The organism is Ruegeria sp. SAZA006 (assembly GCF_059613465.1).
In genome coordinates this window covers 291,542-315,112 of sequence record NZ_JBXWSO010000003.1, presented here as the reverse complement: position 1 = coordinate 315,112, position 23,571 = coordinate 291,542, and the positions used below count along the sequence as shown (strand labels likewise).

The 23,571-nt window shown below is 62.9% G+C and carries 24 protein-coding genes; 13 read left to right on the top strand and 11 right to left on the bottom strand.

The genetic code is table 11. The features are described 5' to 3' along the window. The first annotated feature begins 23 nt into the window (after positions 1-23). From AC2FNZ_RS02545 to AC2FNZ_RS02530, 4 genes are all read left to right on the top strand, one after another. Positions 24-587, top strand: a complete 564-nt coding sequence (locus AC2FNZ_RS02545; RefSeq protein ID WP_093963693.1) for a helix-turn-helix domain-containing protein — start codon at positions 24-26, stop codon at positions 585-587. A gap of 22 nt (positions 588-609) precedes the next feature. Continuing rightward, positions 610-879, top strand: a complete 270-nt coding sequence (locus tag AC2FNZ_RS02540; protein ID WP_005979445.1) for a CBU_0592 family membrane protein — start codon at positions 610-612, stop codon at positions 877-879. Positions 880-959: 80 nt separating this feature from the next. After that, positions 960-1,814, top strand: a complete 855-nt coding sequence (gene sseA / locus AC2FNZ_RS02535; protein WP_496839422.1) for a 3-mercaptopyruvate sulfurtransferase — start codon at positions 960-962, stop codon at positions 1,812-1,814. Continuing rightward, positions 1,814-2,998 carry an amino acid aminotransferase gene (locus tag AC2FNZ_RS02530; protein WP_496839421.1) on the top strand — a complete coding sequence of 395 codons (1,185 nt, stop codon included), beginning with the start codon at positions 1,814-1,816 and terminating at the stop codon, positions 2,996-2,998. Before sseA ends, AC2FNZ_RS02530 begins: the two co-directional genes overlap by 1 nt. Positions 2,999-3,066: 68 nt before the next feature. On the opposite strand, the gene AC2FNZ_RS02525 is transcribed toward AC2FNZ_RS02530, so the two are convergent. Further along, positions 3,067-4,395: an ammonium transporter gene (locus AC2FNZ_RS02525; RefSeq protein WP_170365653.1), complete on the bottom strand. Its 1,329-nt coding sequence runs from the start codon at positions 4,393-4,395 to the stop codon at positions 3,067-3,069. 34 nt (positions 4,396-4,429) lie between these two features. Then, complete coding sequence (locus AC2FNZ_RS02520) at positions 4,430-4,768, bottom strand: P-II family nitrogen regulator (RefSeq protein WP_093963790.1); 339 nt, start codon at positions 4,766-4,768, stop codon at positions 4,430-4,432. Positions 4,769-5,023: 255 nt separating this feature from the next. Here AC2FNZ_RS02520 and AC2FNZ_RS02515 point away from each other — a divergent pair, with 255 nt between their 5' ends. Continuing rightward, positions 5,024-7,210: a transglycosylase domain-containing protein gene (locus AC2FNZ_RS02515; protein ID WP_496832212.1), complete on the top strand. Its 2,187-nt coding sequence runs from the start codon at positions 5,024-5,026 to the stop codon at positions 7,208-7,210. A 48-nt stretch (positions 7,211-7,258) separates the two neighbouring features. On the opposite strand, the gene leuB is transcribed toward AC2FNZ_RS02515, so the two are convergent. Together leuB and AC2FNZ_RS02505 are read right to left on the bottom strand one after the other, a co-directional pair. Next, positions 7,259-8,362, bottom strand: coding sequence for a 3-isopropylmalate dehydrogenase (leuB, locus tag AC2FNZ_RS02510; protein ID WP_170342523.1), 1,104 nt, complete (start codon positions 8,360-8,362; stop codon positions 7,259-7,261). 143 nt (positions 8,363-8,505) lie between these two features. Continuing rightward, a complete protein-coding gene (locus tag AC2FNZ_RS02505) occupies positions 8,506-9,399 on the bottom strand; it encodes a LysR family transcriptional regulator (protein WP_496839419.1) in 894 nt (297 codons plus the stop codon). Between the two features lie 96 nt (positions 9,400-9,495). On the opposite strand from AC2FNZ_RS02505, the gene AC2FNZ_RS02500 reads away from it, so the two are divergent. Further along, positions 9,496-10,407 (top strand): Rossmann-fold NAD(P)-binding domain-containing protein, encoded by a 912-nt coding sequence (locus AC2FNZ_RS02500; protein ID WP_496839418.1) that lies wholly within the window; start codon positions 9,496-9,498, stop codon positions 10,405-10,407. Here AC2FNZ_RS02500 and AC2FNZ_RS02495 read toward each other — a convergent pair. From AC2FNZ_RS02495 to leuC, 5 genes are all read right to left on the bottom strand, one after another. After that, positions 10,402-11,448 (bottom strand): endonuclease/exonuclease/phosphatase family protein, encoded by a 1,047-nt coding sequence (locus AC2FNZ_RS02495; RefSeq protein ID WP_496839417.1) that lies wholly within the window; start codon positions 11,446-11,448, stop codon positions 10,402-10,404. The genes AC2FNZ_RS02500 and AC2FNZ_RS02495 overlap by 6 nt on opposite strands. Further along, on the bottom strand, positions 11,445-12,275 hold the full coding sequence (locus tag AC2FNZ_RS02490) for a hypothetical protein (protein ID WP_093963685.1): 831 nt from the start codon (positions 12,273-12,275) through the stop codon (positions 11,445-11,447). The genes AC2FNZ_RS02495 and AC2FNZ_RS02490 overlap by 4 nt, the downstream gene beginning before the upstream one ends. A gap of 332 nt (positions 12,276-12,607) precedes the next feature. Further along, entirely contained in the window at positions 12,608-13,213 is a 606-nt protein-coding gene (leuD, locus tag AC2FNZ_RS02485) for a 3-isopropylmalate dehydratase small subunit (RefSeq protein ID WP_093963683.1), read from the bottom strand. A gap of 43 nt (positions 13,214-13,256) precedes the next feature. Continuing rightward, positions 13,257-13,811, bottom strand: a complete 555-nt coding sequence (locus AC2FNZ_RS02480) for an HdeD family acid-resistance protein (protein ID WP_093963682.1) — start codon at positions 13,809-13,811, stop codon at positions 13,257-13,259. 38 nt (positions 13,812-13,849) lie between these two features. After that, complete coding sequence (gene leuC, locus AC2FNZ_RS02475; protein ID WP_496839415.1) at positions 13,850-15,253, bottom strand: 3-isopropylmalate dehydratase large subunit; 1,404 nt, start codon at positions 15,251-15,253, stop codon at positions 13,850-13,852. A gap of 266 nt (positions 15,254-15,519) precedes the next feature. Here leuC and AC2FNZ_RS02470 point away from each other — a divergent pair, with 266 nt between their 5' ends. The 4 genes from AC2FNZ_RS02470 (at position 15,520) to AC2FNZ_RS02455 (ending at position 18,411) form a co-directional block, all read left to right on the top strand. After that, positions 15,520-16,881, top strand: a complete 1,362-nt coding sequence (locus AC2FNZ_RS02470) for a mechanosensitive ion channel family protein (RefSeq protein WP_170583039.1) — start codon at positions 15,520-15,522, stop codon at positions 16,879-16,881. 164 nt (positions 16,882-17,045) lie between these two features. Then, positions 17,046-17,405, top strand: a complete 360-nt coding sequence (rsfS, locus tag AC2FNZ_RS02465) for a ribosome silencing factor (RefSeq protein ID WP_093963679.1) — start codon at positions 17,046-17,048, stop codon at positions 17,403-17,405. A 44-nt stretch (positions 17,406-17,449) separates the two neighbouring features. Continuing rightward, complete coding sequence (gene rlmH, locus AC2FNZ_RS02460; RefSeq protein WP_496839414.1) at positions 17,450-17,920, top strand: 23S rRNA (pseudouridine(1915)-N(3))-methyltransferase RlmH; 471 nt, start codon at positions 17,450-17,452, stop codon at positions 17,918-17,920. 5 nt (positions 17,921-17,925) lie between these two features. Further along, a complete protein-coding gene (locus tag AC2FNZ_RS02455) occupies positions 17,926-18,411 on the top strand; it encodes a flavodoxin family protein (protein ID WP_496839413.1) in 486 nt (161 codons plus the stop codon). Between the two features lie 3 nt (positions 18,412-18,414). On the opposite strand, the gene AC2FNZ_RS02450 is transcribed toward AC2FNZ_RS02455, so the two are convergent. Together AC2FNZ_RS02450 and AC2FNZ_RS02445 are read right to left on the bottom strand one after the other, a co-directional pair. Next, a complete protein-coding gene (locus AC2FNZ_RS02450; RefSeq protein WP_496839412.1) occupies positions 18,415-18,762 on the bottom strand; it encodes a hypothetical protein in 348 nt (115 codons plus the stop codon). A 35-nt stretch (positions 18,763-18,797) separates the two neighbouring features. Beyond that, entirely contained in the window at positions 18,798-19,508 is a 711-nt protein-coding gene (locus AC2FNZ_RS02445; protein ID WP_093963675.1) for a DUF599 domain-containing protein, read from the bottom strand. A gap of 81 nt (positions 19,509-19,589) precedes the next feature. Here AC2FNZ_RS02445 and AC2FNZ_RS02440 point away from each other — a divergent pair, with 81 nt between their 5' ends. From AC2FNZ_RS02440 to glcF, 3 genes are read left to right on the top strand one after another with little or no spacing between them, the layout of a single operon-like run. After that, a complete protein-coding gene (locus AC2FNZ_RS02440) occupies positions 19,590-21,038 on the top strand; it encodes an FAD-linked oxidase C-terminal domain-containing protein (protein WP_496839411.1) in 1,449 nt (482 codons plus the stop codon). Positions 21,039-21,064: 26 nt separating this feature from the next. Next, positions 21,065-22,165, top strand: a complete 1,101-nt coding sequence (glcE, locus tag AC2FNZ_RS02435; RefSeq protein ID WP_496839410.1) for a glycolate oxidase subunit GlcE — start codon at positions 21,065-21,067, stop codon at positions 22,163-22,165. A gap of 4 nt (positions 22,166-22,169) precedes the next feature. Next, entirely contained in the window at positions 22,170-23,492 is a 1,323-nt protein-coding gene (gene glcF / locus AC2FNZ_RS02430) for a glycolate oxidase subunit GlcF (protein ID WP_496839409.1), read from the top strand. Positions 23,493-23,571: the final 79 nt, after the last annotated feature.

Here is a 23,571-nt window from a genome sequence, read left to right as displayed (position 1 = left end):
AAGGTAAATCGCGGGACATGACCATGGAATCGGACGACATCACCCTGAAACTCAGAGACGTCCGGGCGGCATCGGGGCTGAGCCTGGCCAAAGCGGCCGAGTTGACCGGTGTCAGCAAAGCCATGTTGGGCCAGATCGAACGCGGCGAATCAAGCCCCACCATCGCGACGCTGTGGAAGATCGCGAAGGGGTTCCAGATGCCGCTGAGCGCGCTGATCGGAACCAGCGCCCTGCGCGATCCAGCGGACGCGGCCCGGTTCCGCACCGTGACCTTTCCGGGCAGTCTGAAGGTCAAGATCGTCTTTCCCTTCGACCCGGTTCTGGGGGCCGAGACCTTTCACGTCGAACTGGACCGCAACCAATGCCACGAATCCCCCGCCCATGCCGCCGGCGTGACCGAGGAAGTCTTTGTCCTGAGCGGCGCGCTCGAGGTTCTGCGGAACGGCGAATGGGTGCCGCTGAGCGCGGGCCAGGGATTGCGCTTTCCGGCCGACCTGCCGCATGGCTATCGCGCCGGGCCCGAGGGCGCGGCGTTTTTGAACATGCATCACTACGGACACCGGCCCGCGACCGCTGCGGCCGGTTGATACGGCAGAAGGAGATGACCCGATGACGGAATTCCTGAACGGCCTGACGTTGGCCGATGGCATCGGGTCCTTCGGGGCGCTGATCGTGGTCGCGGCTTATTTCGCCACCCAGATGCGGATGATGAATTCTGACGATCTGGCCTTTCCGGTCGTGAACCTCGTGGGGTCGGTTCTGATCGTCTATTCGCTGCTGCAGAACTTCAACCTGGCCTCGATGCTGATCGAAAGTTTCTGGATCGCGATCAGCGTGATCGGCATCATCCAGCATTTCCGCCTGCGACGGGCGCGATAGGACCGCAGGGACCCGATCCAGCCTTGAACCTGCACCCTTGCGCGTATAGGGAAATCCCTGCGCGTAAAGGGGAGGCTTTGATGCTGGACGATCCAAAAACCCTGGTTTCCACCGAGTGGCTTGCCGCCCACCTCAAGGACCCGGATCTGCGGATCCTCGACGCCTCGTGGTACCTGCCGCAGCAGGGGCGCGACGCCCGCGCCGAATACGAGGCCGGACATATTCCTGGCGCGCGGTTCTTCGACATCGACGAGATCTCGGACCACCGCTCGGACCTGCCGCACATGGCGCCTCCGGTCGAGAAATTCATGTCGCGCCTGCGGGTCATGGGCGTGGGCGACGGCCATCAGGTCGTGGTCTATGACGGCGCGGGCCTGTTTTCGGCCGCACGGGTCTGGTGGCTGTTCCGCCTGATGGGGCAGGAAAACATCGCCGTTCTGGACGGCGGCCTTCCCAAATGGGTCGCCGAAGGACGCGAAATCGAGGATCTGCCCCCTGTCATCCGCGATCGCCACATGACCGTGCGCGTGCAGAACCACCTGGTCCGCGACGTGACCCAGGTCTCAGCCGCCGCCAAGCTGGCCGATCACGAAATCATCGATGCCCGCGCCGCCGACCGATTTGCCGGATCCCAGCCTGAACCGCGCGAGGGTTTGCGGGCGGGGCACATCCCCGGTTCGCGCAACGTGCCGTTCGGACAGTTGCTGAACCCCGATGGCACCATGAAATCGCCCGAGGACTGCCGCGCGGTGTTCGAAGCCGCAGGCGTCGATCTGTCGAAACCCGCCATCACCACCTGCGGGTCCGGCGTGACCGCCGCGATCCTCAGCCTTGCGCTCGAGCGCATGGGCAAGAAAGACCATTCGCTTTATGACGGCAGCTGGGCCGAATGGGGCGCCTTCCCGACCCTGCCCGTCGCAACCGGAGACTCCTGATGTTCGAAAATCTCAAGCCGCAGCCAGCCGACAAGATCCTGGCCCTGATGCAGATGTATCGCGAGGACCCGCGCGAGCAGAAGATTGATCTGGGTGTCGGCGTCTACAAAGACGCCAATGGAGTGACCCCGGTGATGCGAGCGGTCAAGGCCGCCGAGCACCGCATCTGGGAAGAACAGCAGACCAAGGCCTATACCGGGCTGGCCGGTGACCCGGCCTATGCCGATGCGATGATCACGCTGATTCTGGGCACCAGCGTGCCGCGCGCCAATATCGCCGCCGTGGCCACCCCGGGCGGCACAGGCGCCTGCCGGCAAGCGTTCGAGCTGATCCGCATGGCCAACCCCTCGGCCCGGGTGTTCGTGTCGAACCCGACCTGGCCGAACCACATCTCGATCCTGAACTACCTGGGCATCGAAACCGTCGCCTACCGCTATTTTGACGAGGAAACCCGTGGCGTCGATTTCGACGGCATGATCGAGGACCTCAAGACCGCCAAAGCGGGCGACGTGGTGCTGCTGCATGGCTGCTGCCACAACCCGACCGGTGCCAACCTGAACATGGTCCAATGGCAAGAGGTGGTGAACCTGATCAATGATCGCGGTTTGGTGGCGATGATCGACATCGCCTATCAGGGCTTTGGTGACGGTCTGAACGAGGATGCGCAGGCGACCCGGCTTGTCGCTTCGTCGGTCAAGGAATGCTTGATCGCGGCGTCCTGTTCGAAGAATTTTGGTGTCTACCGCGAGCGGACCGGCCTGCTGATGGCCGTCAGCGCCGATGCCGGCCAGACCGCGTTGAACCAGAGCACGCTGGCGTTTCTGAACCGCCAGAACTACTCGTTCCCGCCGGATCACGGCGCGCGCGTGGTGACCACGATCCTGATGGATGAGGGCCTGCGCGCCGATTGGATGGCCGAACTTGAGGAGGTGCGCCTGTCGATGCTGGGCCTGCGCCGCCAACTGGCGGACGAGCTGCAGCGGCTGAGCGGATCGGACCGGTTCGGCTTCCTTGCCCAGCATCGCGGCATGTTCTCGCGCCTGGGCGCCGCGCCCGAACTGGTCGAGAAACTGCGGGTTGAGCACGGCATCTACATGGTCGGCGACAGCCGTATGAACATTGCCGGGTTGAACGAGGCCACCGTGCCGATCCTGGCCAAGGCCATCATCGACGTCGGCGTCTGAGGTCAGGCATTTCAAAAAAAGAAACCCGGGCACGAATGCCCGGGTTTTTTGTTTGGATTGAAAGGGGCTCAGCCCTTCGAGAACTCGGGATAGGCTTCCATGCCCAGCTCGCCCATGTCGAGGCCGTTGATCTCTTCTTCCTCGCCAACCCGCAGGCCGACGGTGGCTTTGAGGATCGAGAACAGGATGTAGCTGACCACGAAGACGAAGATCCCGATGGCCGCAAAGCCGATGATCTGGGTCACGAAGGACGCGTCGCCGTTGGTCCAGGCCACGATGAAGGTGCCCCAGAAGCCCGCGATCAGGTGAACCGGGATGGCGCCGACCACGTCGTCGATCTTCATCTTGTCCAGCAGCGGCACGGTGTAGACCACGATCACGCCGCCGATGCCGCCGATGATCAGCGCCTGGAACAGCGACGGTGCCAGCGGTTCGGCGGTGATCGATACCAGCCCGGCCAGCGCACCGTTCAGCACCATGGTCAGGTCGACCTTGCCGTACATCACCTGGGTCAGGATCAGGGCAGCGACTGCGCCGGCGGCGGCGGCCATGTTGGTGTTGGCGAAGATGCGGCTGATGTCAGCCATGTCGCCGATCGTGCCCATGGCCAGCTGCGAGCCGCCATTGAAGCCGAACCAGCCCAGCCACAGGATGAACGTACCCAGGGTGGCAAGCGCCAGGTTCGAGCCGGGGATCGGAACGACCTTGCCGTCCTTGCTGTACTTGCCGATCCGGGGGCCCAGCACGATGGCACCGGCCAGCGCGGCAAAGCCACCTGCGGCATGCACCAGGGTCGAGCCCGCGAAATCGCTGAAGCCCATTTCGGACAGCCAGCCGCCGCCCCACTGCCACGAGGCTTCGATCGGGTAGATGACACCGGTCAGGACGATCACGAAGATGAAGAAGGGCCACAGCTTGACCCGCTCGGCCATGGTGCCCGACACGATCGAGGCGGTGGTGGCGCAGAACATCAGCTGGAAGAAGAAGTCCGAACCGACCGACGCATAGGACAGATCGGTTTCGACGCCATCAAGGCCGACCGGTTCCAGCGAGGTGGGCGAGAAGGCGCCCAGAATGTTGGTGATGGTCCAGCCGTCGCCCGGATACATCAGGTTGAAGCCAACCAGCCAGTACATGATGGCGGCAAAGGAAAACAGGCCGATGTTCTTGACCAGCTGCATGGCCACGTTCTTGGAGCGCACCAGACCGGCCTCGAGCATGGCAAAGCCCGCGGCCATCCAGAACACCAGGAAGCCGCCCATCAGGAACAGCAGCGAGGTCAGGATGTATTGCGTATGCTGCGCGGTTTCGCCGGTTGCGGCGGCCTCCTGCGCCAGGCCCATCTGCGGCAGCGCGACGATCGCGGCGGCAGGGATGAGGGATTTCATCAGGTTCATGTTCAGTCCTCGAATGATTGTCGGTCGCGGCGCCTTACAGCGCCTCCTCGTTGAGTTCCCCGGTCCGCACGCGCAGGGCCTGCTCGACATCGAGGACAAAGATCTTGCCGTCGCCGATCTTGCCGGTCTTGGCGGTTTTGGTGATGGTTTCGACGATCTGGTCGGTCATCGCGGCGGGCACCACGATTTCCAGCTTGATCTTGGGCACGAAGTTCACCGCGTATTCGGCGCCCCGATAGATTTCGGTGTGACCGGATTGCGAGCCGAAGCCCTTGATCTCGGTCACCATCATGCCGCGCACGCCCGCCTCGGTCAGTGCCTCGCGCACCTCCTCGAGCTTGAACGGCTTGATTGTCGCAATGATCAGTTTCACGTCTTTCCCCTCTTCTGTTCCGGTGGGTCCGGCTTTGCACCTGCAGAAAAAGAGCCCGACATGGCCGCTCAAGGAACGATTTCGGCAAAAAGACGCTGGGGAAGAGGGGCAAAGTTGCACATTTTTTGCACAAAAGCGGCAAAGTGATTAAAAAATACGCAAGTGTGAGAGGGAAATTCGCGCTATTTCACACCTCTACATGGGCGCGACAGCGCGGTATGGTGCCACAAAAGCAAAAACGGGCAGAGTTTGAGCATGACTGAGTCCAAGCGTCGAAAACCGCTGGTGGCGGACAAACGGTATCCGTCCGGAGGCCGCAAGACCTCGTCTGCCAAGCGGACGGCGAAACCGGCGGGCAAGAAGGCGACGGCGCGCAAGACCACGACCCGAAAGACCAGCCGCAAGCCCCGGCGCAAGCGTTCGGGAGGCGGGCAGGGCGGCTTCTTTCGCCGGCTGTTCCGCTGGATATGGCACCTGATCTGGGGGCTGACCTGGCGGGTGGGTGCGATAGCCGCTCTGCTGCTGGCGCTTGCCGTTGGGGTTGTGTACTCCACCCTGCCCGAGGTCGATGCGCTGCTGGACGGGCGCGCGCGCGGGTCGGTCACCCTGCTGGATCGGGACGGCAAGGTCTTTGCATGGCGGGGTGATCAGTTCGGCGGCGTTATCACCACCGACACCGTGTCGCCGCATCTGAAGAATGCGGTAGTCGCGACCGAGGACAAGCGATTTTATCGTCACTTCGGCGTAAGCCCGCGCGGCATTGCCAGTGCGGTGAAGATCAACCTGTCCGAGGGGCGTGGCCCACTGTCGGGGCATGGCGGTTCGACCATCACCCAGCAAACGGCCAAGCTGCTGTGTCTGGGCGTGCCGTACGATCCGACCGAGTGGGAATCGGAAGCGGCGTACGAGGCTGACTGTCGTCAGGGCTCGCTGTGGCGCAAGGCCAAGGAAGCGATCTACGCGATGGCGATGGAGGCCAAATACTCCAAGGACGAGATCCTGACCATCTATCTGAACCGGGCGTTTCTGGGGGCCGGGGCCCGCGGGTTCGAAGCGGCCAGCCAGCGCTATTTCGGCAAGTCCGCAGCCGAGGTGGACCCGGCCGAGGCGGCGATGCTGGCGGGGCTGCTGGTTGCGCCCACGCGCTATGCACCCACCAACAACCTGCAACGCTCGCAGGACCGGGCCAAGGTGGTCATCAGCCTGATGGAGGATCAGGGTTACCTGACCACGTCACAGGCAACTGCGGCCCGCAACAACCCGGCCGAGCTGTCCGAGGCCGCCGCCGCCCGCGCCGGGGGCTATTTTGCCGACTGGGTCATGGCCAGCGGCCCCGAGTTCTTTACCCGCAACACCACCGAGGACGTGGTTATCAAGACCACGCTGGACCAGCGGATCCAGCAGGCGGCCGAGGCGGCGCTGAAACAGGTGTTCGACGAAAAGGTCAGCGAAGGCTCGAAAGCGCAGGCCGCGATCGTGGTGATGTCGGCCGATGGTGCGGTCCGGGCCATGGTGGGCGGACGCAAGACCAAGGTGTCGGGCGCGTTCAACCGCGCGACGCAGGCGCTGCGCCAGACCGGGTCTTCGTTCAAGCCCTTCGTCTATGCCACCGCTCTGGAACTGGGCTATTCGCCATTGGCCACGGTGGTGGACGAACCCTATTGCATCGACATCCCGGGGTCCGGCCAGTGGTGCCCCAAGAACTATACCAACAAGTTCTACGGCCGCGTGACCCTGGCGGATGCGCTCAAGAGCTCGCTGAACATCCCAGCCGTCAAGGTGGCCGAGGTTGCCGGGCTGGACAATGTGCGCACGGTGGCCAGCGGGTTCGGCATCGAAAGCGATCTGGCGGCGGGTCCTGCGCTGGCGCTGGGCGCGTCGGAAAGCACGCTGATCGAAATGACTGGCGCCTATGCCGGTATCCTGAATGGTGGCTCGTCCGTGGAGCCGTACGGCCTGACCGAGTTGAAACTGCTGGGTGATGATGCCCCGATGATGGTGACAACGACCGGGATTGGCGAGCGAGTGATCCGAGACGAAGCTGCCAAGCAACTGACCTGGATGATGGAACGCGTGGTATCCGAGGGAACTGGACAACGCGCCAAGTTGCCGGGATGGCAGGTTGCAGGCAAAACAGGCACGACCCAGGCCGCCCGGGATGCGTGGTTCATCGGCTTTACCGCGGACTATGTGGCCGGTGTCTGGATGGGCTATGACGACAACACACCGTTGTCGGGCGTGACCGGCGGTGGGCTGCCAGCCGAGATTTGGAAGGAAACCATGGTGCGGGTCACCGAAGGTATGACTCCGACCCCTCTGCCGATGCTGGCTCCGGCCGCTCCGGTCCAGACGACTCAGCAATCCCAGCCACGCCGCAGGCAGCAGGGTGGCTTTGCCAAGGCCGTCGACAGTCTTTTGAAGGATCTCTTTGGCGGCAATTAGACCGCAAATGATCATACGGGCGGCGCTGGGCGCCGCCCGGATCAGTCGTTACAGGCTTTCGTCCAGCGCGGCGACGATCGCATCGCCCATTTCGCTGGTCGAAACCGGCTGAACGCCTTCTTCGGCCAGCAGATCAGCCGTGCGGACACCATCGGCCAGAACCTTTTCGACCGCGGCTTCCAGGCGATCGGCCTCGGCGCCTTGGTCAAAGCTGTAGCGCAGCGCCATTGCAAAGCTGAGGATACAGGCGATCGGGTTGGCCTTGCCCTGGCCGGCGATGTCGGGGGCCGAGCCGTGGACGGGCTCGTACAGCGCCTTGGGCCGGCCATTGGCCATCGGTGCGCCCAGCGAAGCCGAGGGCAGCATGCCCAGCGATCCGGTCAGCATTGCAGCGCAATCAGACAGGATGTCGCCGAACAGGTTGTCGGTCAGGATTACGTCGAACTGCTTGGGTGCGCGCACCAGCTGCATGGCGCCATTGTCGGCATACATATGGCTCAGCTCGACCTCGGGATAGTCCTTGCCGACTCGGGTCACCACCTCGCGCCACAGGATGCCCGATTCCATCACGTTGGCCTTCTCCATCGAGCACAGCTTCTTGTTGCGGCGCATCGCCAGTTCAAAGGCCGAGCGCGCGGCGCGTTCGATCTCGGATTCGGTGTAGCGCTGGGTGTTGATGCCCACGCGCTCGTTGCCTTCCTCGAAGATGCCGCGCGGCTCGCCGAAATAGACGCCCGAGGTCAGTTCGCGCACGATCATGATATCGAGGCCGGCGACCACGTCCTTTTTCAGCGACGAGAAATCGGCCAGCGCGTCAAAGCACTGGGCCGGGCGCAGGTTGGAATACAGGTCCATTTCCTTGCGCAGGCGCAGCAGGCCGCGCTCGGGCTTCACGCTGAAATCCAGATCGTCGTATTTCGGACCGCCCACGGCGCCCAGCAGAACCGCGTCGACCTCTTGCGCCTTGGCCATCGTCTCGTCCGACAGAGGCTTGCCGTGCACGTCATAGGCGGCACCGCCGACCAGATCCTCGCTCACGTCGAATTCAAGGCCGCGCTTGGCGCCGAACCAGCCGATGATCTTGCGCACTTCGGCCATGACTTCGGGGCCAATTCCGTCTCCGGGCAGGATGAGGAGCGAGGGGTTGGACATGAACGGTCTCCTTGCGTTTTTCAGGATCGGGCCTAGCGTTTGCGGTGCATCTGGTCAATGAGGCGATCTGGTCAAAATGCGCGGATTCTGGGCCGTACGGCGCGAAAAACGCCGCTGAACATGCGCCTGGCACCCGATCTGGGTTACAAGCTGGCTTTCAGTCCTTCTGCCAGCAGGTCCCAGACCCGGCGAATACGCGGTGTCTGCCGCATGGCCTGCGGCGCAGCCAGCCAGACCGGCAGGACCGGGATGTCCACACCCAACGGCAGAATTTCGACCGCAGGATCAGCCTCGGCCACTTGAACCTGGCTGAAACCGATGCCGCAACCCGCACGGATCAACTCCCAATAGGCGCTTTGAAGGTCGCAACGGGTGGCAAAGTTTTCCTTGCTGGCAGGCCAACCCTTGGCCTGCATCTTCGCGATGATCAGGTCGTTGGAGTCGAATCCCACCAGGTCATGCTGAAACAACTCTTCGGGGGTGGTTGGACGACCGACGCGATCCAGATACGACCGGGCTGCGCAGAAACACAACGGTACGTCGCCCAAATGCCGGGTGACGATATCGACCTGCTCGGGGCGGTACATGCGAACTGCGATATCAGCTTCGCGGAACAACAGGTTCTCGCTGATGTCGGTGGCGACCAGTTCCAGCTGGATCGAAGGTTCTTGTCTGCGGATGTCCGCGAGAATGGACGGCAGGATATGGTGTGATGCGAAGACCGATGCCGTGATGCGAACCGTCCCGCCCAGCTGTTGCGACTGTCCGGCGGCGGCCAGGCTCAGCTGACGCATGGCCGCGTGCATCTGTTGCGCCATCGGCAGCAATTGCTGGCCGGCGGCGCTGAGCTTCAGGCCTCGCGCATGGCGATCGAACAGCGACACGCCCAAATCCGTCTCGAGCGCCTGCACCTGGCGACCAAGCGTCGGTTGACTGCGCCCCAGTTCCCGCGCGGCCGCCGACAACGATCCCGTTTCCGCAACTGCCAGAAAGCTCTGCACCAAAGACCAATCAGAAAGAGCCAAGGTTTTATCCATGCGCAGATGAATACATGCTCTGCGTTTTTCGGCAATTCCCAAAGGTGCATGAATGGATATCTTTTGTTCAACCGCCAGGGCTGACAGGAGGTTGCGATGACGGGAAAGGTGCTGATCCTGGGATCTTCGGGGCGTTTTGGCCGCAATGCCGCAGACGCGTTTCAAGCGGCCGGATGGACGGTGCGGGGATTTGACCGCGCGAGGGATGATCTGTCCACCGCCGCCAGAGGCACGGATGTCATCGTGAATGGCTGGAACCCGCCATACACCGAGTGGGCGCGGCAGGTGCCGGAGTTGCATGCTCAGGTCATCGGTGCGGCACAGGCAACCGGGGCGACCGTGATCGTGCCCGGGAACGTCTATGTTTTCGGGGCCGATACGCCCGGGCCGTGGGCGGCAGATACGCCGCATCTTGCAACCAACCCTCTGGGCCAGATTCGGATCCGGATGGAGGAGGCCTATCGGTCGTCGGGCGTGCGCATTGTGATACTGCGCGCCGGGGATTTCCTCGACACGCAAGCCTCTGGCAATTGGTTCGACCAGATCATGATCAAGCCGCTGGCCAAGGGGCGTTTCGTCTATCCCGGTGACCCTGACATTGCCCATGCCTGGGCCTACCTGCCGGATCTGGCCCGCGCTGCGGTTCTGTTGGCCGAGATGCGGCATGACTTGCCGCGCTATTGCGACATTCCTTTTGCCGGATACACGTTGACCGGCCGCCAATTGGCACAGGCCTTGTCGGAAGTGACCGGGGCTCCGGTGCGCTTGAAGCAGATGAACTGGTGGCCAATTGTTCTGGCCCAGCCGTTCTGGAAACTGGCCCCGCATCTGCTTGAGATGCGCTATCTGTGGGACACGCCGCACCGCTTGGATGGCTCGTTCTTCGACTCGTTGATCAGCGATTTCGCATCCACGCCGCTGCACGAGGCTTTGAAAACCGCTGTGTCTGACCTGTCGTATGATGGCCCGGGAACCACAGACGTGGATCGAGTTCAGGGCCTGTCATAGGCCCGGCCGCATGTCAGGGTGTGACAGGTCAACCCAAATCAGACGATGTCGGCTGGCCTTGCGGGCCGCGGCAAGGGGCACACCTTTGGCGTCGGTCCAGTGGATGCCGGCGTCTTCAACCACCCAGTCGGCCGATGGCAGCAGATAGTCAACACGCCGTTCACCCACCGCTTTCCAGACCACAGTTACAGCCGAGCCTGCGCCATCCACGGGTTGCGGATCCTGCAGGCTGGGGTGCTGTAACAGATCGCGGATGGCTTTATTGCGCCCTTCGCCCAGGTTCGGGTCAAGATTGGCGTCACCGGCAATGATGAAACGACTTTTCGGGGCTGGACCCAGCCCGCCGTCAAGCAGCACCGACCACAGCCGGATCTCATCGCGATTGCGCAATCCGTTGCGATCCTCAGGCCCGTCAAAGACAGGAGGGGTGGCGTGAAAGGTCATCAGGTTCAGGCGGCCTTGAGGTGTCTCCACTGGCACGATCCAATGGGCGGTCGACGACAGGCGCTGAACAGCGTGGGCCTGTTCGGACGGGAAAGGCAACCCGCCACGGGTGGGTAGCGTCGCGCCGGGCAGGTCCTTCCACAGCAGTACCGAGAGGTCACGAACCTCATCCTTTGCGATTGGATAACGGGACAGCACGGCCAGCCCGCCATTCCCGGTGAAACGGCCCCATCCCTGGGCGTCCCCGGGTCCGCCCCGTTCTCCGTCCCCGTTCAGATCAAGCGACGTCATCAGCCCCGAGTTGGGCTGACCAGCGAAGAGATGCGGGTAATCCAGCCCTGCCGCGCGCAACCGATCAGCCAGAGCGGACAGGGCCAGGTTGTCATGGTCCCAGTCGATACCTTGCAGGGCCAGAACATCGGGGGCAGTGGCGGTCAGAACGTCAATCACGGCCTGCACCTGGGGATCATCACGCCGAAGATCACGCAACAGCAGGCCCGGACCTTTCCGGCCTAGCTCAGCATTGAAGCTGGCAACGCGCACTGGCTCTGCCTGCGCCGAAAACGGCAGCAACAGCAGAACAAGAATACGGATCATGCGGTTTGGGTCGTCTCGGCGGTCGAGTAGGCGCGGCGTTTTTCCACGATCAGCCCGGCAATGCGCAGGGTTGCCATCCCGCGCATGATCATGCTGGCCGGCAGGAAGGCCCACGCGCTCATGGTCCAGATCAGCGTCTGCGGATTGGACAACGATAGCGGATCAATGAAATCCGTGAGCAGCTTGATCAGGGCCGGAATCAGGAACGGCAGCAGAACGCCGACCGAGATGTTCAGTCGACCGTCGCGCTGCAGGCGAGTCACTACGTCTCCACCCTTGGTGGGGTCGAACAGGGGCAGGTTGGTCCAGACATTGAACGCCCCATTGCCAGTCGGCCATCCACGCAGTTTGACCGCGTAGGCGAAGCTGGCGATCGTAACCAAAGCGGCGACATAGGCGACACTTGCCGTTATGCGCACCAACTCGACCAGGGGTTGGCTCGCGTCAGCAGGCAGCATCAACACCACCAGGCGGACAGGCGAATAGGGGAAGTCGACGACATTCGCGACGGCCAGGCCGACCGAATACACGGTGCTGGTCAGTTCCGTCGGCGCATAGGCGTTCTTGCAGATCAAGGTCAGAAACGAGATCATCGACATCAGGCCGACAAAGCGCAGTCTGTTCACGGGCGGCGCATCGCGGAATTCGATAAAGCTGGGAAAGGCCGAGTTGTATTCGGCGAATGTCAGGATGAATGCCAAGATTGCCAGAAAGACAACGATCTCGGTCCCGTTGGACGTAGATGCGGGCAGATACAATGCGGGTGTCAGCACCAGAAGTGCCACCAACAATCCCCGTATCGCAGCCCCTGTTGTGCGAGCAATCACTATCCGAACCCTTTCCAAACCGGACCAGTCGATTCTTTGCCGACTTGGTTCCAACTTGATGCCCGCCAATCTCGATATTTGGCGGATGCCCCTTTAGCATCATCATTGGCGATAAGCGGCATTTCGCTCAAGCCGAGGTGCAGGAAACACGTGATTTCGGGCAAAAAGATGGCGAAACTGGTGCGGCTTTGCATCATTCACGTCGCAAATTCGACGTGTAATGGAAATGGTTCTCTACATGTTGTGGTTGCTTTGACTTTAACCCCAAGAATGCGAACGGAGCCGCCTTGGCGACCCCGTCAGGTTGAGTGTCCACAGGTTCATCCCCAGAATCACACCCAGGGGCGCGCCTGGCTGGCATGGGACTCGAACGAGTCGATGTGGTGATCTTTTTCCATTGTCAGGCCGATATCGTCCAGACCGTTCAGCAGGCAGTGCTTGCGGTGCGGGTCGATATCAAACTCGATCACGACGCCGTCCGAGGTGACGATCTGTTGATCTTCCAGGTGCACGGTCATGCGCGCATTCTCGCCCTTGTGGGCATCCTCCATCAGAATGACGTGGTGGTGTTCTTCGACCACGATGGGCAGGATGCCGTTCTTGAAGCAGTTGTTGAAAAAGATATCGGCGAAGCTGGTCGAGATGACCACCTTGATACCGAAATCCTTGATCGCCCAAGGCGCGTGTTCCCGAGATGAGCCGCATCCGAAGTTGTCGCCGGCCACCAGAATCTCGGCGTTGCGATAAGCGGGCTTGTTCAAGACGAACTCTTCGTTCTCGCGCCCGTCATCGTGATAGCGCATCTCGTCGAACAGCACGACGCCGAGGCCGGACCGTTTGATCGTTTTCAGGTGCACCTTGGGAATGATCATATCGGTGTCGATATTGATCAGGGGCATGGGGGCTGCCACACCGTGGACTTTTTCAAACTTTTCCATGTTCACACTCCTGCGGGAGAGGTCAGGCCCCATGCCCCGCGTTTCAAGCTTGTTGAGCTTCTGTAGTTTCGTCTTTGGGCGCGTTCTTGACGAAGAACGCCATGAAGACCAACCCGAACCCGTTGAACAGCATCTCGATGCCCAGCAGGATACCCAGAAGGCTCAGCAAAGCGGCAGGTTCGCTGCTTGCATAAGACCAGATGATGCCTGCCAGGATGATCGACAAGATGCCCGAGATCAGGGTTGGCCAGAAAAATGACGTGCCTCGCATCTGAAACGAGAGAATGATCCGTGCGATCCCGCCTGCCATGAACAGGATAAGCACGACTGTTGCCAGCGTCAGAGTGCCCGCCAGCGGATGGTCCAGAAACGACCAGCCCAGGAACAGCATGACCGCACCCATGATGAAGGCCAGGATCTTGTTGCCGGTTCCTTCGACGGTGAAACCGCCGACGACTTGCAGAACGCCGGATACCAGCAAAAGGACGCCGGTGACCACGGTAACTGCCACGGATGCCACGACCGGTGCGCCCAGCACGAATATGCCGAACACTATCGATAGAAGCCCCATCAGGAGCCATTTGACCCATTCACTCATTTCAGTCTCTCCCTCAAATATCTAGATATGAGGGGACCTTACATCAATTCGCGCACATCTGTCAGCTTTCCCGTGATTGCCGCTGCGGCAGCCATTGCGGGGCTCAGCAGATGGGTGCGTCCGCCGCGGCCCTGACGGCCCTCGAAATTGCGGTTCGAGGTGGCGGCGCAGCGTTCGCCCGGGGTCAGCTGGTCGGGGTTCATGGCCAGGCACATCGAGCAGCCCGCAAGACGCCATTCGAACCCGGCCTGCTTGAATATCTCGGCAATGCCTTCCTCTTCGGCCTGGGCGCGGACGAGGCCCGAGCCGGGCACGACCATGGCGCGGATGCCGTCCTTGATCTTTTTGCCCTTCAGGATCTCGGCGGCGGCGCGCAGATCCTCGATCCGGCCGTTGGTGCAGGAGCCGATGAAGACGGTGTCGATCTCGATGTCGCTCAGTTTCTGACCCGGCTGCAGACCCATGTATTCGATCGAGCGGCGCGCGGCCTCGACCTTGCCGCCCTCGAAATCCTCGGGGTTGGGCACGGTCGCGGTGATCGGCAGAACGTCTTCGGGGCTGGTGCCCCAAGTGACCACGGGGGCGATGTCCTCGCCACGGATGGTGACGACCTTGTCCCAATGGGCGTCGTCATCGGAATAGAGCGTCTTCCACCAGGCCAGGGCGGTCTCCCACTGCGCGCCCTTGGGGGCGTGCGGGCGGCCCTTGACGTATTCAAAGGTCTTTTCGTCCGGCGCGATCAGGCCGGCGCGGGCGCCGCCCTCGATGGCCATGTTGCAGACGGTCATGCGGCCTTCCATCGACAGGTCGCGGATCGCTTCGCCGCAATATTCGATGACATAGCCGGTACCGCCGGCGGTGCCGGTTTTGCCGATCACGGCCAGGGTGATGTCCTTGGCGGTCACGCCCGGCTGCAGCTTGCCGGTGATCTCGACCTTCATGTTCTTGGACTTCTTCTGGATCAGCGTCTGGGTGGCCAGAACATGCTCGACCTCGGAGGTGCCGATGCCGTGGGCCAGCGCGCCGAAAGCGCCGTGGGTGGCGGTGTGGCTGTCGCCGCAGACCACGGTCATGCCCGGCAGGGTCCAGCCCTGTTCGGGGCCGACGATGTGGACGATGCCCTGACGAATATCATTCACCGGGTAGTAGTGAATGCCGAATTCGCGGGCGTTCTTGTCCAGCGCTTCGACCTGGATGCGCGATTCGGGGTTTTCGATCCCGTTCACGCGGTCGGGCGTGGTGGGCACGTTGTGGTCCGGCACGGCGATGGTCTTTTCCGGCGCGCGCACCTTGCGGCCCGCCATGCGCAGGCCTTCGAACGCCTGCGGGCTGGTGACTTCGTGCACCAGGTGGCGGTCGATATAAAGCAGGCAGGTGCCATCGTCGGCTTCGTGCACGACATGGGCATCCCAGATCTTGTCATAGAGTGTTTTGGGGGACATCGGTCCTCTCCCGTCTGTATTGAGAAATGCTGGCGAGTGGCTGGGCGCCGATTATAGGCGGGCCAGAACCGTGCGGGCGGCCCCGAAGAACCGTTCACGCAGGCGCGCGCGGTCTTGCAGGTTCGGAGCAGGGGCCTGATGGAATCTCATGCGATCCAGATATATCGCGCCCCCTCGTCAATCAAGGCTCAATCCGCGTCCCTGGACAGGTCGGTGGGCCTTGCAAGCCGCCACATTGCTGTTCAATCTGGCGGCAGGAGACCCGCATGGACAATGATTTGATCCCAAGTTCGATTTCAGAGCTGTTCGACAACATGGCCGAGGCCTTTCTGTTGCAGCTTGGGAACCTGGTCGAGCTGATCGTGACTCCGGGGTGGAGGCAGTATCAGATCGCCATCATCCTGGGGCTGGTGGCGCTGTCCTTCCTTTTGACTCTGCTGACAAAAAGCCGGTGGGAAGCCTGGGCGCGGGCACGCAGTGGATGGCCAAAATGGCGGTTGCGGGTTCTGGTTCAGCTGATGCAGCGGATGACGCTGGTCTACTTCGTCGTGCTGGCTTGGGGCGTTTATCTGGTGATGCAGCAGGTCACCTGGCCATCGCGGAGTTACATCATCGGTGTTCTGGCAACGCTGGCAACCGCGTGGCTGGCGATCGCGCTGATTTCGCGACTGGTCCGCAACCGGACGATTCGGCGCATCTTCCGCTGGTCGATGTGGATCTACGCCACGCTGGTCGCGCTGAGTCTGACCGATGACGTCGCCGAGTTCCTCGACGGCGTGGCGATTTCGATCGGCAGCCTTCACATCTCGGCATTGGGGATCCTCAAGGCCATTCTGCTGATCGGCACGTTGTTGGTGCTGGCGCGGCTTGGCACCCGGGCGGCTGAACGCGGGCTGAAAAGCAATGACGACATCTCGCCCTCGATGCAGGTGCTGCTGGCCAAGGGTATCCAGGTCGCGTTTTACGGGCTGGTCTTTCTGATCGGGATCCGGACGCTGGGATTCGACCTGACCGGGATCGCGCTGTTGTCCGGTGCTGTCGGCGTGGGCATCGGCTTCGGCCTGCAGAAGGTTGTGTCGAACCTGATCTCGGGAATCATCATCCTGATGGACCGGTCGATCAAGCCGGGCGACGTGATCTCGCTGGGCGATACGTTCGGTTGGATCAACGCGCTGGGCGCCCGCTACGTCTCGGTCGTTACCCGCGACGGGCGCGAATACCTGATCCCGAACGAGGATCTGATTACCGGGCAGGTGGTGAACTGGTCGCATTCCGACGAATTCGTCCGCCTCGATCTGACCTTCGGCACCAGCTACGGCGACGACCCGCACAAGGTGCGCGAAACCGCCGTCCGCACGGTGAAAACGGTCAAACGCGTGCTGAGCGGCGGCAAGCACGAACCGGTTTGCCACATCACCGGGTTTGGCGACAGCAGCGTCGATTACGTGCTGCGGTTCTGGATCCGGGACCCGACGGCCGGCCTGACCAACATCCGCGGCAATGTCTATCTGGCGCTGTGGGATGCATTCCAGGCCGAGGGCATTTCGATTCCCTTCCCGCAGCGCGAAGTGCGCCTGCTGGGGCAGGGCGCCACCGACACCTCTGTGCCACATCTGGACACGGATTGATCAACCCCGTGCCATCAACGGTTGCCGTTCATTGAAATGTTGCAATTGCCTTGCTACCTTAATAGTACCCCGGCGCCGGGGTTACGCGGCGCTTTAGCAAGGAGGACCATGTCCTGTCTCTACACACACAGGCGGGTTTGCCCGCCGATGAAGGTGCCGCTGTGATGGCCCGCTCTCAGTCAATCAGCGACAAGCTGCTTGAACGCATCCTTTCCTCACTTTCCGATGACAAGGCCGAAGATGTTGTGCAGATCAACCTGCAGGGCAAGTCTTCGGTGGCCGACTACATGGTCATCGCTTCGGGCCGGTCGACGCGTCAGGTGTCGGCGATGGCGGAAAAGCTGACGGATCGCATCAAGCAGGAATTCGGTTTCACCTCGAAGGTTGAAGGCAAGGATGCCGGCGACTGGGTGCTTATCGATACGGGCGACGTGATCGTCCATATCTTCCGCCCCGAAGTGCGCGAATTCTACCAGCTGGAAAAGATGTGGCTGCCTCAGGGCGGCAGCGCCTCGGCCAACTGAGGCGCCATCCCGGCCCGTATTGAAGGGCCGGCGGCGAGAGCGACATGCGTATCAGCATTTGTGCGGTCGGGCGATTGCGTGCCGGACCGGAGAAGACCCTGCTTGACGACTATCTGACCCGTTTCGACCGGACCGGCCGCGGCCTGGGCTTGGGGCCTGCGCGCGTGATCGAGGTCGAAGATAAGAAGAACGCCGGTATTGGCGCCGAGGCCAGCTTGCTGCGCAAGGCGCTGCCCGGCGGGGCGGTGATCTGCACATTGGACGAGCGGGGAAAGGTGACGTCGTCACCCGATTTCGCGCAGAAACTGGCCGGGTGGCGTGACATGGGCCGGCAGGATCTGGCCTTTGTCATCGGCGGCGCCGACGGGATCGACCCGGCGCTGCGGGCTGAGGCTGATTTTTCGATTTCTTTCGGCGCGATGGTCTGGCCGCATATGCTGGTCCGGGTGATGCTGTCCGAACAACTCTATCGTGCCGCGACGATCCTGTCGGGCGGCCCGTACCATCGGGCCTGACCGCCGTGGCCCGTCTGCTGATCGTCTACCATTCCCGCACCGGCGGCAGCCGGCAGATGGCCGAGGCGGCCGCACGGGCGGCCGGCGCCGAGGCCGAGGTCAGCCTGAAACCCGCCGACCAGGCGGGACCCGACGATCTGCTCGCGGCCGACGGATACATCTTTTGCGCGCCCGAGAACCTGGCGGCGCTGTCAGGCGTCATGAAGGATTTCTTCGACCGATGCTACTATCCGGTTCTGGGCCGGATCGAGGGGCGGCCCTATGCGCAGATGATTTGCGCTGGGTCCGACGGTCAGAACGCTGCGCGGCAACTGGCACGCATCGCCACCGGTTGGCGTTTGAAAGAGGTGCAGCCGCCCCTCATCGTCTGCACCCATGCCCAGACGCCCGTGGCGATATTGGCGGAAAAGACTATCCCCGAGGATGAACTGGTCAAATGCCGCGAGGTCGGCGCCGCGCTGGGCGCCGGGTTGTCGCTGGGCGTGTTCTGACGATCAGTCCAGAGCCACAAGCGTGGTGTCCGCGTTCCAACCATCGACACTGCACCGGGCCTGCACCTGAACCTGACTCGCGCCTTCGGGGATCGCGACCCCGCCCAGCGATCGGGTAAAGGGCTGCTCGGTCTCGTGCGGGTGATGCAGCACCCGCATCCCCAGTTCGGTTCCGTCCATCGCCAGAACACGCCAGCCATCGGCATAGTGGTCCCACCCGGTATCGGGATGGCGGATGGTCACGTCGAATCGCCAGGTCTCGCCCGTGCGCGTCGCGGTGACATTTTCGACCGTCGGCGGGTCGGCGAGGGCCGGGGCGGCCAGAAGCAGGCAGGGGATCAGGTGTCGCATTTCGCCAGTCTATGATCTGATCGGGCGGGGCGGGATCACGTCTGCGTGTCCGGCGGCAGGCTCAGCAGGATCGCGCGGGAATGCGAGGCAAACTCGCGTCGGTACAGCACTCCCAGCGTCAGAAGCGTGCCGATGATCAGCGCGATCGGGCCCAGGATCCAGGCCAGCGACGCCAGCGCGAAATAGGTGGAGCGCAGGGCACGGTTGAAGCTGCGCGCGGCGGTCACGCAGATCTCGGCCGCCTGCGCCGCGCGGGGATAGGCCTGCGGATCCTCGGGCTCGTTGGGCACCGCCGCCATCAGCACCGCGCAGTAGCCGAACAACCGGTGCGCCCAGACGTATTTCAGAAAGGCATTCGACAGAAACAGCAGCACGATCAGGATCTTGACCTCCCACACCATGGCCGGCGCGCTGCCGATGGCCAGATCCTTGGCGACGCCCGACAGCCGCTCGGTATTGCCCAGAAGGGCCAAACCGCCCCCGATGGCGATCATCGTGGTCGAGGCAAAGAACGTGCTGCCCTGACGCATCGTGCCCACGACCTGGGCGTCGAACATGCGGGGCTGGCGGGTCACCATTTCGCGCATCCAGCAGCGGCGGAATTCGTCCATCATTACCGCGACCGAGCGCTTGCCCGGCGCGGGGTTCTCGATCCGCCATCCGATCCATTGCCAGGCGATCAGCAATAGCAGGACGGCGGCGTAGTCCAGGGGTGAAAACAGCAGGGCGCGTTCGGTCAGTGTCATGGCGCGACAGTACGTCCGAGGAAGGCAACTTGCCAGATGCAGAAATTGGTAATATTATTTTACCAAATCGGAGGACCCGCCATGGACATGCCACAGCCCAACCCCGACGTTCTGGCCCGCAAGGCCAACGTGCTTGCCCGTCTGCGGCAGGTCCTGCCCGAAGATGCCATCATTGCCGACCCGGCCGAAACCCGCGCCTATGAATGCGACGCCCTGACCGCCTACAAATGCGCGCCGATGATCGCGGTTCTGCCGTCCTCGACGCAGGAGGTCTCGGACATTCTGCGCATCTGCCATGACGAAGGCGTGCCGGTCGTGCCGCGCGGGGCCGGGACCTCGCTGGCCGGTGGGGCGCTGCCTACGGCCGATTGCGTGATCCTGGGCGTGGCCCGCATGAACGAGGTGCTTGAGGTCGACTATGACAACCGCTTCATCCGCGTGCAGACCGGCCGCACCAATCTGAGCGTCACCGGCGCGGTCGAGGAGCAGGATTTCTTCTATGCGCCCGATCCGTCGTCGCAGCTGGCCTGCGCCATCGCGGGCAATATCGCGATGAACTCGGGCGGGGCGCATTGCCTGAAATACGGCGTGACTACCAACAACCTGCTGGGCGTGACCATGGTGCTGATGGATGGCCGCGTGGTCGAGATCGGCGGCGCGCATCTGGATTCCGGCGGGCTGGACCTGCTGGGAGTGATCTGCGGCTCGGAAGGTCAGCTGGGGGTCGTCACCGAGGCGACGCTGCGCATCCTCCGCAAGCCCGAGGGCGCGCGCCCGGTCCTGATGGGCTTTGATGACAATGCGGTGGCGGGCGAATGCGTTTCGGACATCATCAAGTCGGGCATCCTGCCCGTGGCGATCGAGTTCATGGACCGGCTGTGCATCGAGGCCTGCGAGAATTTTGCCCATGCCGGCTATCCGAATTGCGAGGCGCTGCTGATCGTCGAGGTCGAGGGCTCGGACGCCGAGATCGAAAGCCAGCTGGCCAAAATCGTCGAAATCGCCAAACGCCACAACCCGGTCGAGCTGCGCGAAAGCCAGTCGGCCGAGGAAAGCGCCCGCATCTGGCTGGGCCGGAAGTCGGCTTTTGGCGCGATGGGGCAGATCAACGACTATATGTGCCTGGACGGAACGATCCCGGTGTCGGCGCTGCCGGACGTGCTGCGCCGCATCGGCGAACTGAGCAAAGAGTTTGGCCTGCCCGTGGGCAACGTGTTCCATGCCGGCGACGGCAACATGCACCCGCTGATCCTGTTCGATGCGAACAAGCCCGGCGATCTGGAAAAATGCGAGGCCTTCGGGGCCGAGATCCTGAAACTGTGCGTCGATGCCGGCGGCTGCCTGACCGGTGAGCATGGGGTGGGCATCGAAAAGCGTGACCTGATGCATCATCAATACGCGCCGCAGGACCTTGAGGCGCAGATGGCCGTCAAGGACGTGTTCGACCCGAAATGGCTGCTGAACCCCGCCAAGGTGTTCCCGCTGGATGCCAGTGCACCCCGCCGCACCCCGAAGATGGCGGCGGAATGAATTCCCAAGACAGAACGGACCCCGCAATGAGACCTGAATCAGAGTCTGAACTGGCCGAAATCGTGGCCGGGCTGAACGGCCCGGTGCGGATCAAGGGCGGGGGAACCCGTGGCGTGGACGGCCCCGACCAGGTGCTGAGCACCGAGGGGCTGCGCGGGATCACCCTGTACGAGCCGGGGGCGCTGACGCTTGTGGCGCAGGCCGGAACGCCGCTGGCCGAGATCGAGGCCGCGTTGGAGGCCGAAGGTCAGCAGCTGGCTTTCGAGCCGATGGACCATCGCGCCTTGCTGGGTTCTTCGGGCGCGCCCACGATCGGCGGTGTCGTGGCCGCCAACGTCTCGGGGCCGCGCCGGATCCAGGCCGGGGCCTGCCGCGATTTCCTGCTGGGCGTGCGCATTGTTGACGGGCAGGGGCAGGTCATCAAGAATGGCGGCCGGGTGATGAAGAACGTCACCGGCTATGATCTGGTCAAGCTGATGGCCGGATCCTGGGGCACGCTGGGCGTGCTGACCGAGGTGTCGCTGAAGGTGCTGCCCAAACCCGAGGCCAGCGCGACGCTGGCCGTACCCGCCAAGGACGTCGCGACTGCGGTTCGCATCCTGTCCGAGGCGCTGAAATCACCCTTTGAGGTCACCGGCGCAGCCTATGATCCGCAGCAGCAGCGCGCCTTGATCCGGATCGAGGGGTTTGCGGAGTCGGTCTCGTATCGCACCGGGCGCCTGCAGGAGTTGCTGGGCCAGTTCGGCGCGGTTGATCCGGTCGAGCCGTCGGACGCCCTGTGGCAGACGATCCGCGATGCGGCCGATTTCGCCGACACGCCCGGCGATGTCTGGCGGATTTCGGTGAAACCCGGCGACGCGCCCGAAATCGCCGCGCGGGCCGAGGCTGATCGGACCCTGTTTGACTGGGGCGGGGGGCTGATCTGGGCGCTGGTGCCCGCAGGCACCGACCTGCGCGCGCGCATTGGCGCGTTTTCCGGCCACGCCACGCTGGTGCGGGCCGGGGCCGATACCCTTGCCCGGCTGGGCCGGTTCCAGCCGGAACCGCAGGGCATTGCGGCTCTGACACAGGGGATTCGACAGAAATTCGACCCGCGCGGCGTGTTCAACCCCGGGCTGATGGGATAGGGCGATGCAGACCACATTCACCGAAGACCAGTTGAAAGACCCCGGCACCCGTCGCGCAAACGAGATTTTGCGCAACTGCGTGCATTGTGGGTTCTGCACCGCCACCTGCCCGACCTATCAGGTGTTGGGCGACGAATTGGACAGCCCCCGCGGGCGCATCTACCTGATCAAGGACATGCTGGAAAACGAGCGTGTTCCGGATGAAAAGACCGTCAAGCATATCGACCGCTGCCTGTCCTGCCTGGCCTGCATGACGACCTGCCCGTCGGGCGTGCATTACATGCATCTGGTCGATCACGCGCGTGAATATATCGAAAACCGCTACAAGCGTCCCTTCTCGGACCGGGCGCTGCGGTGGGTTCTGGCGCGGATTCTGCCCTATCCGATGCGGTTCCGCTGGGCGCTGATCGGGGCCAAGCTGGGGCGGCCGTTCCGCTTTCTGATGCCCGACGCGCGCCTGAAGGCGATGCTGGACATGGCGCCGAAACACATCCCGCCGGTCAGCCGCAATGACGACCCCCAAAGCTTTGCGCCCAAGGGGCAGGCGATCAAACGCGTGGCTCTGATGACGGGCTGTGCGCAAAAGGCGCTGAACACCGACATCAACGATGCCACGATCCGCCTGCTGACCCGGCTGGGCTGCGAGGTCGTCGTGGCCGAGGGCGCCGGCTGCTGCGGAGCGTTGACCCATCACATGGGCAAGACCCACGAAAGCCATGCCACCGCCGCCGCCAATATCCGTGCCTGGACGCGCGAGATGGACGGCAAGGGATTGGATGCGATCGTCATCAACACCTCGGGCTGCGGCACCACCGTCAAGGATTATGGGCACATGTTCCGCAACGACCCGCTGGCCGAGGACGCGGCGCGGGTGTCGGGCATTGCCATGGATGTCAGCGAATTCCTGATGCAGCTGGACTTGCCGCAGGGCGACGACAAGGCGCTGACGGTGGCCTATCACGCGGCCTGCTCGCTGCAACACGGGCAGCAGATCAAGACCTATCCCAAGGACCTGCTGAAAAAGGCGGGGTTCACGGTGGTCGAACCCGCCGACAGCCACCTGTGCTGCGGTAGCGCGGGCACCTACAACCTGATGCAGCCCGAGATCTCGGCCAAGCTGAAACAGCGCAAGGTGCGCACGCTTGAGGCCAAGAACCCCGATCTGATCGCGGCCGGGAATATCGGCTGCATGATGCAGATCGGGTCGGGTACCCAACTGCCCATCGTGCATACGGTCGAGCTGTTGGATTGGGTCACGGGCGGGCCTCGGCCCCCTGCGCTGGATCGGGCCGGACAGCCTGCGGATATGGTGCCGATCCTGCGGTGATCGGGCCTGATGCGCCGACGCATCAGTCTGGTGCGGATTAGGCGCGGTCCGGCTCTGCCCTATTTTCGCCAAACGCCAC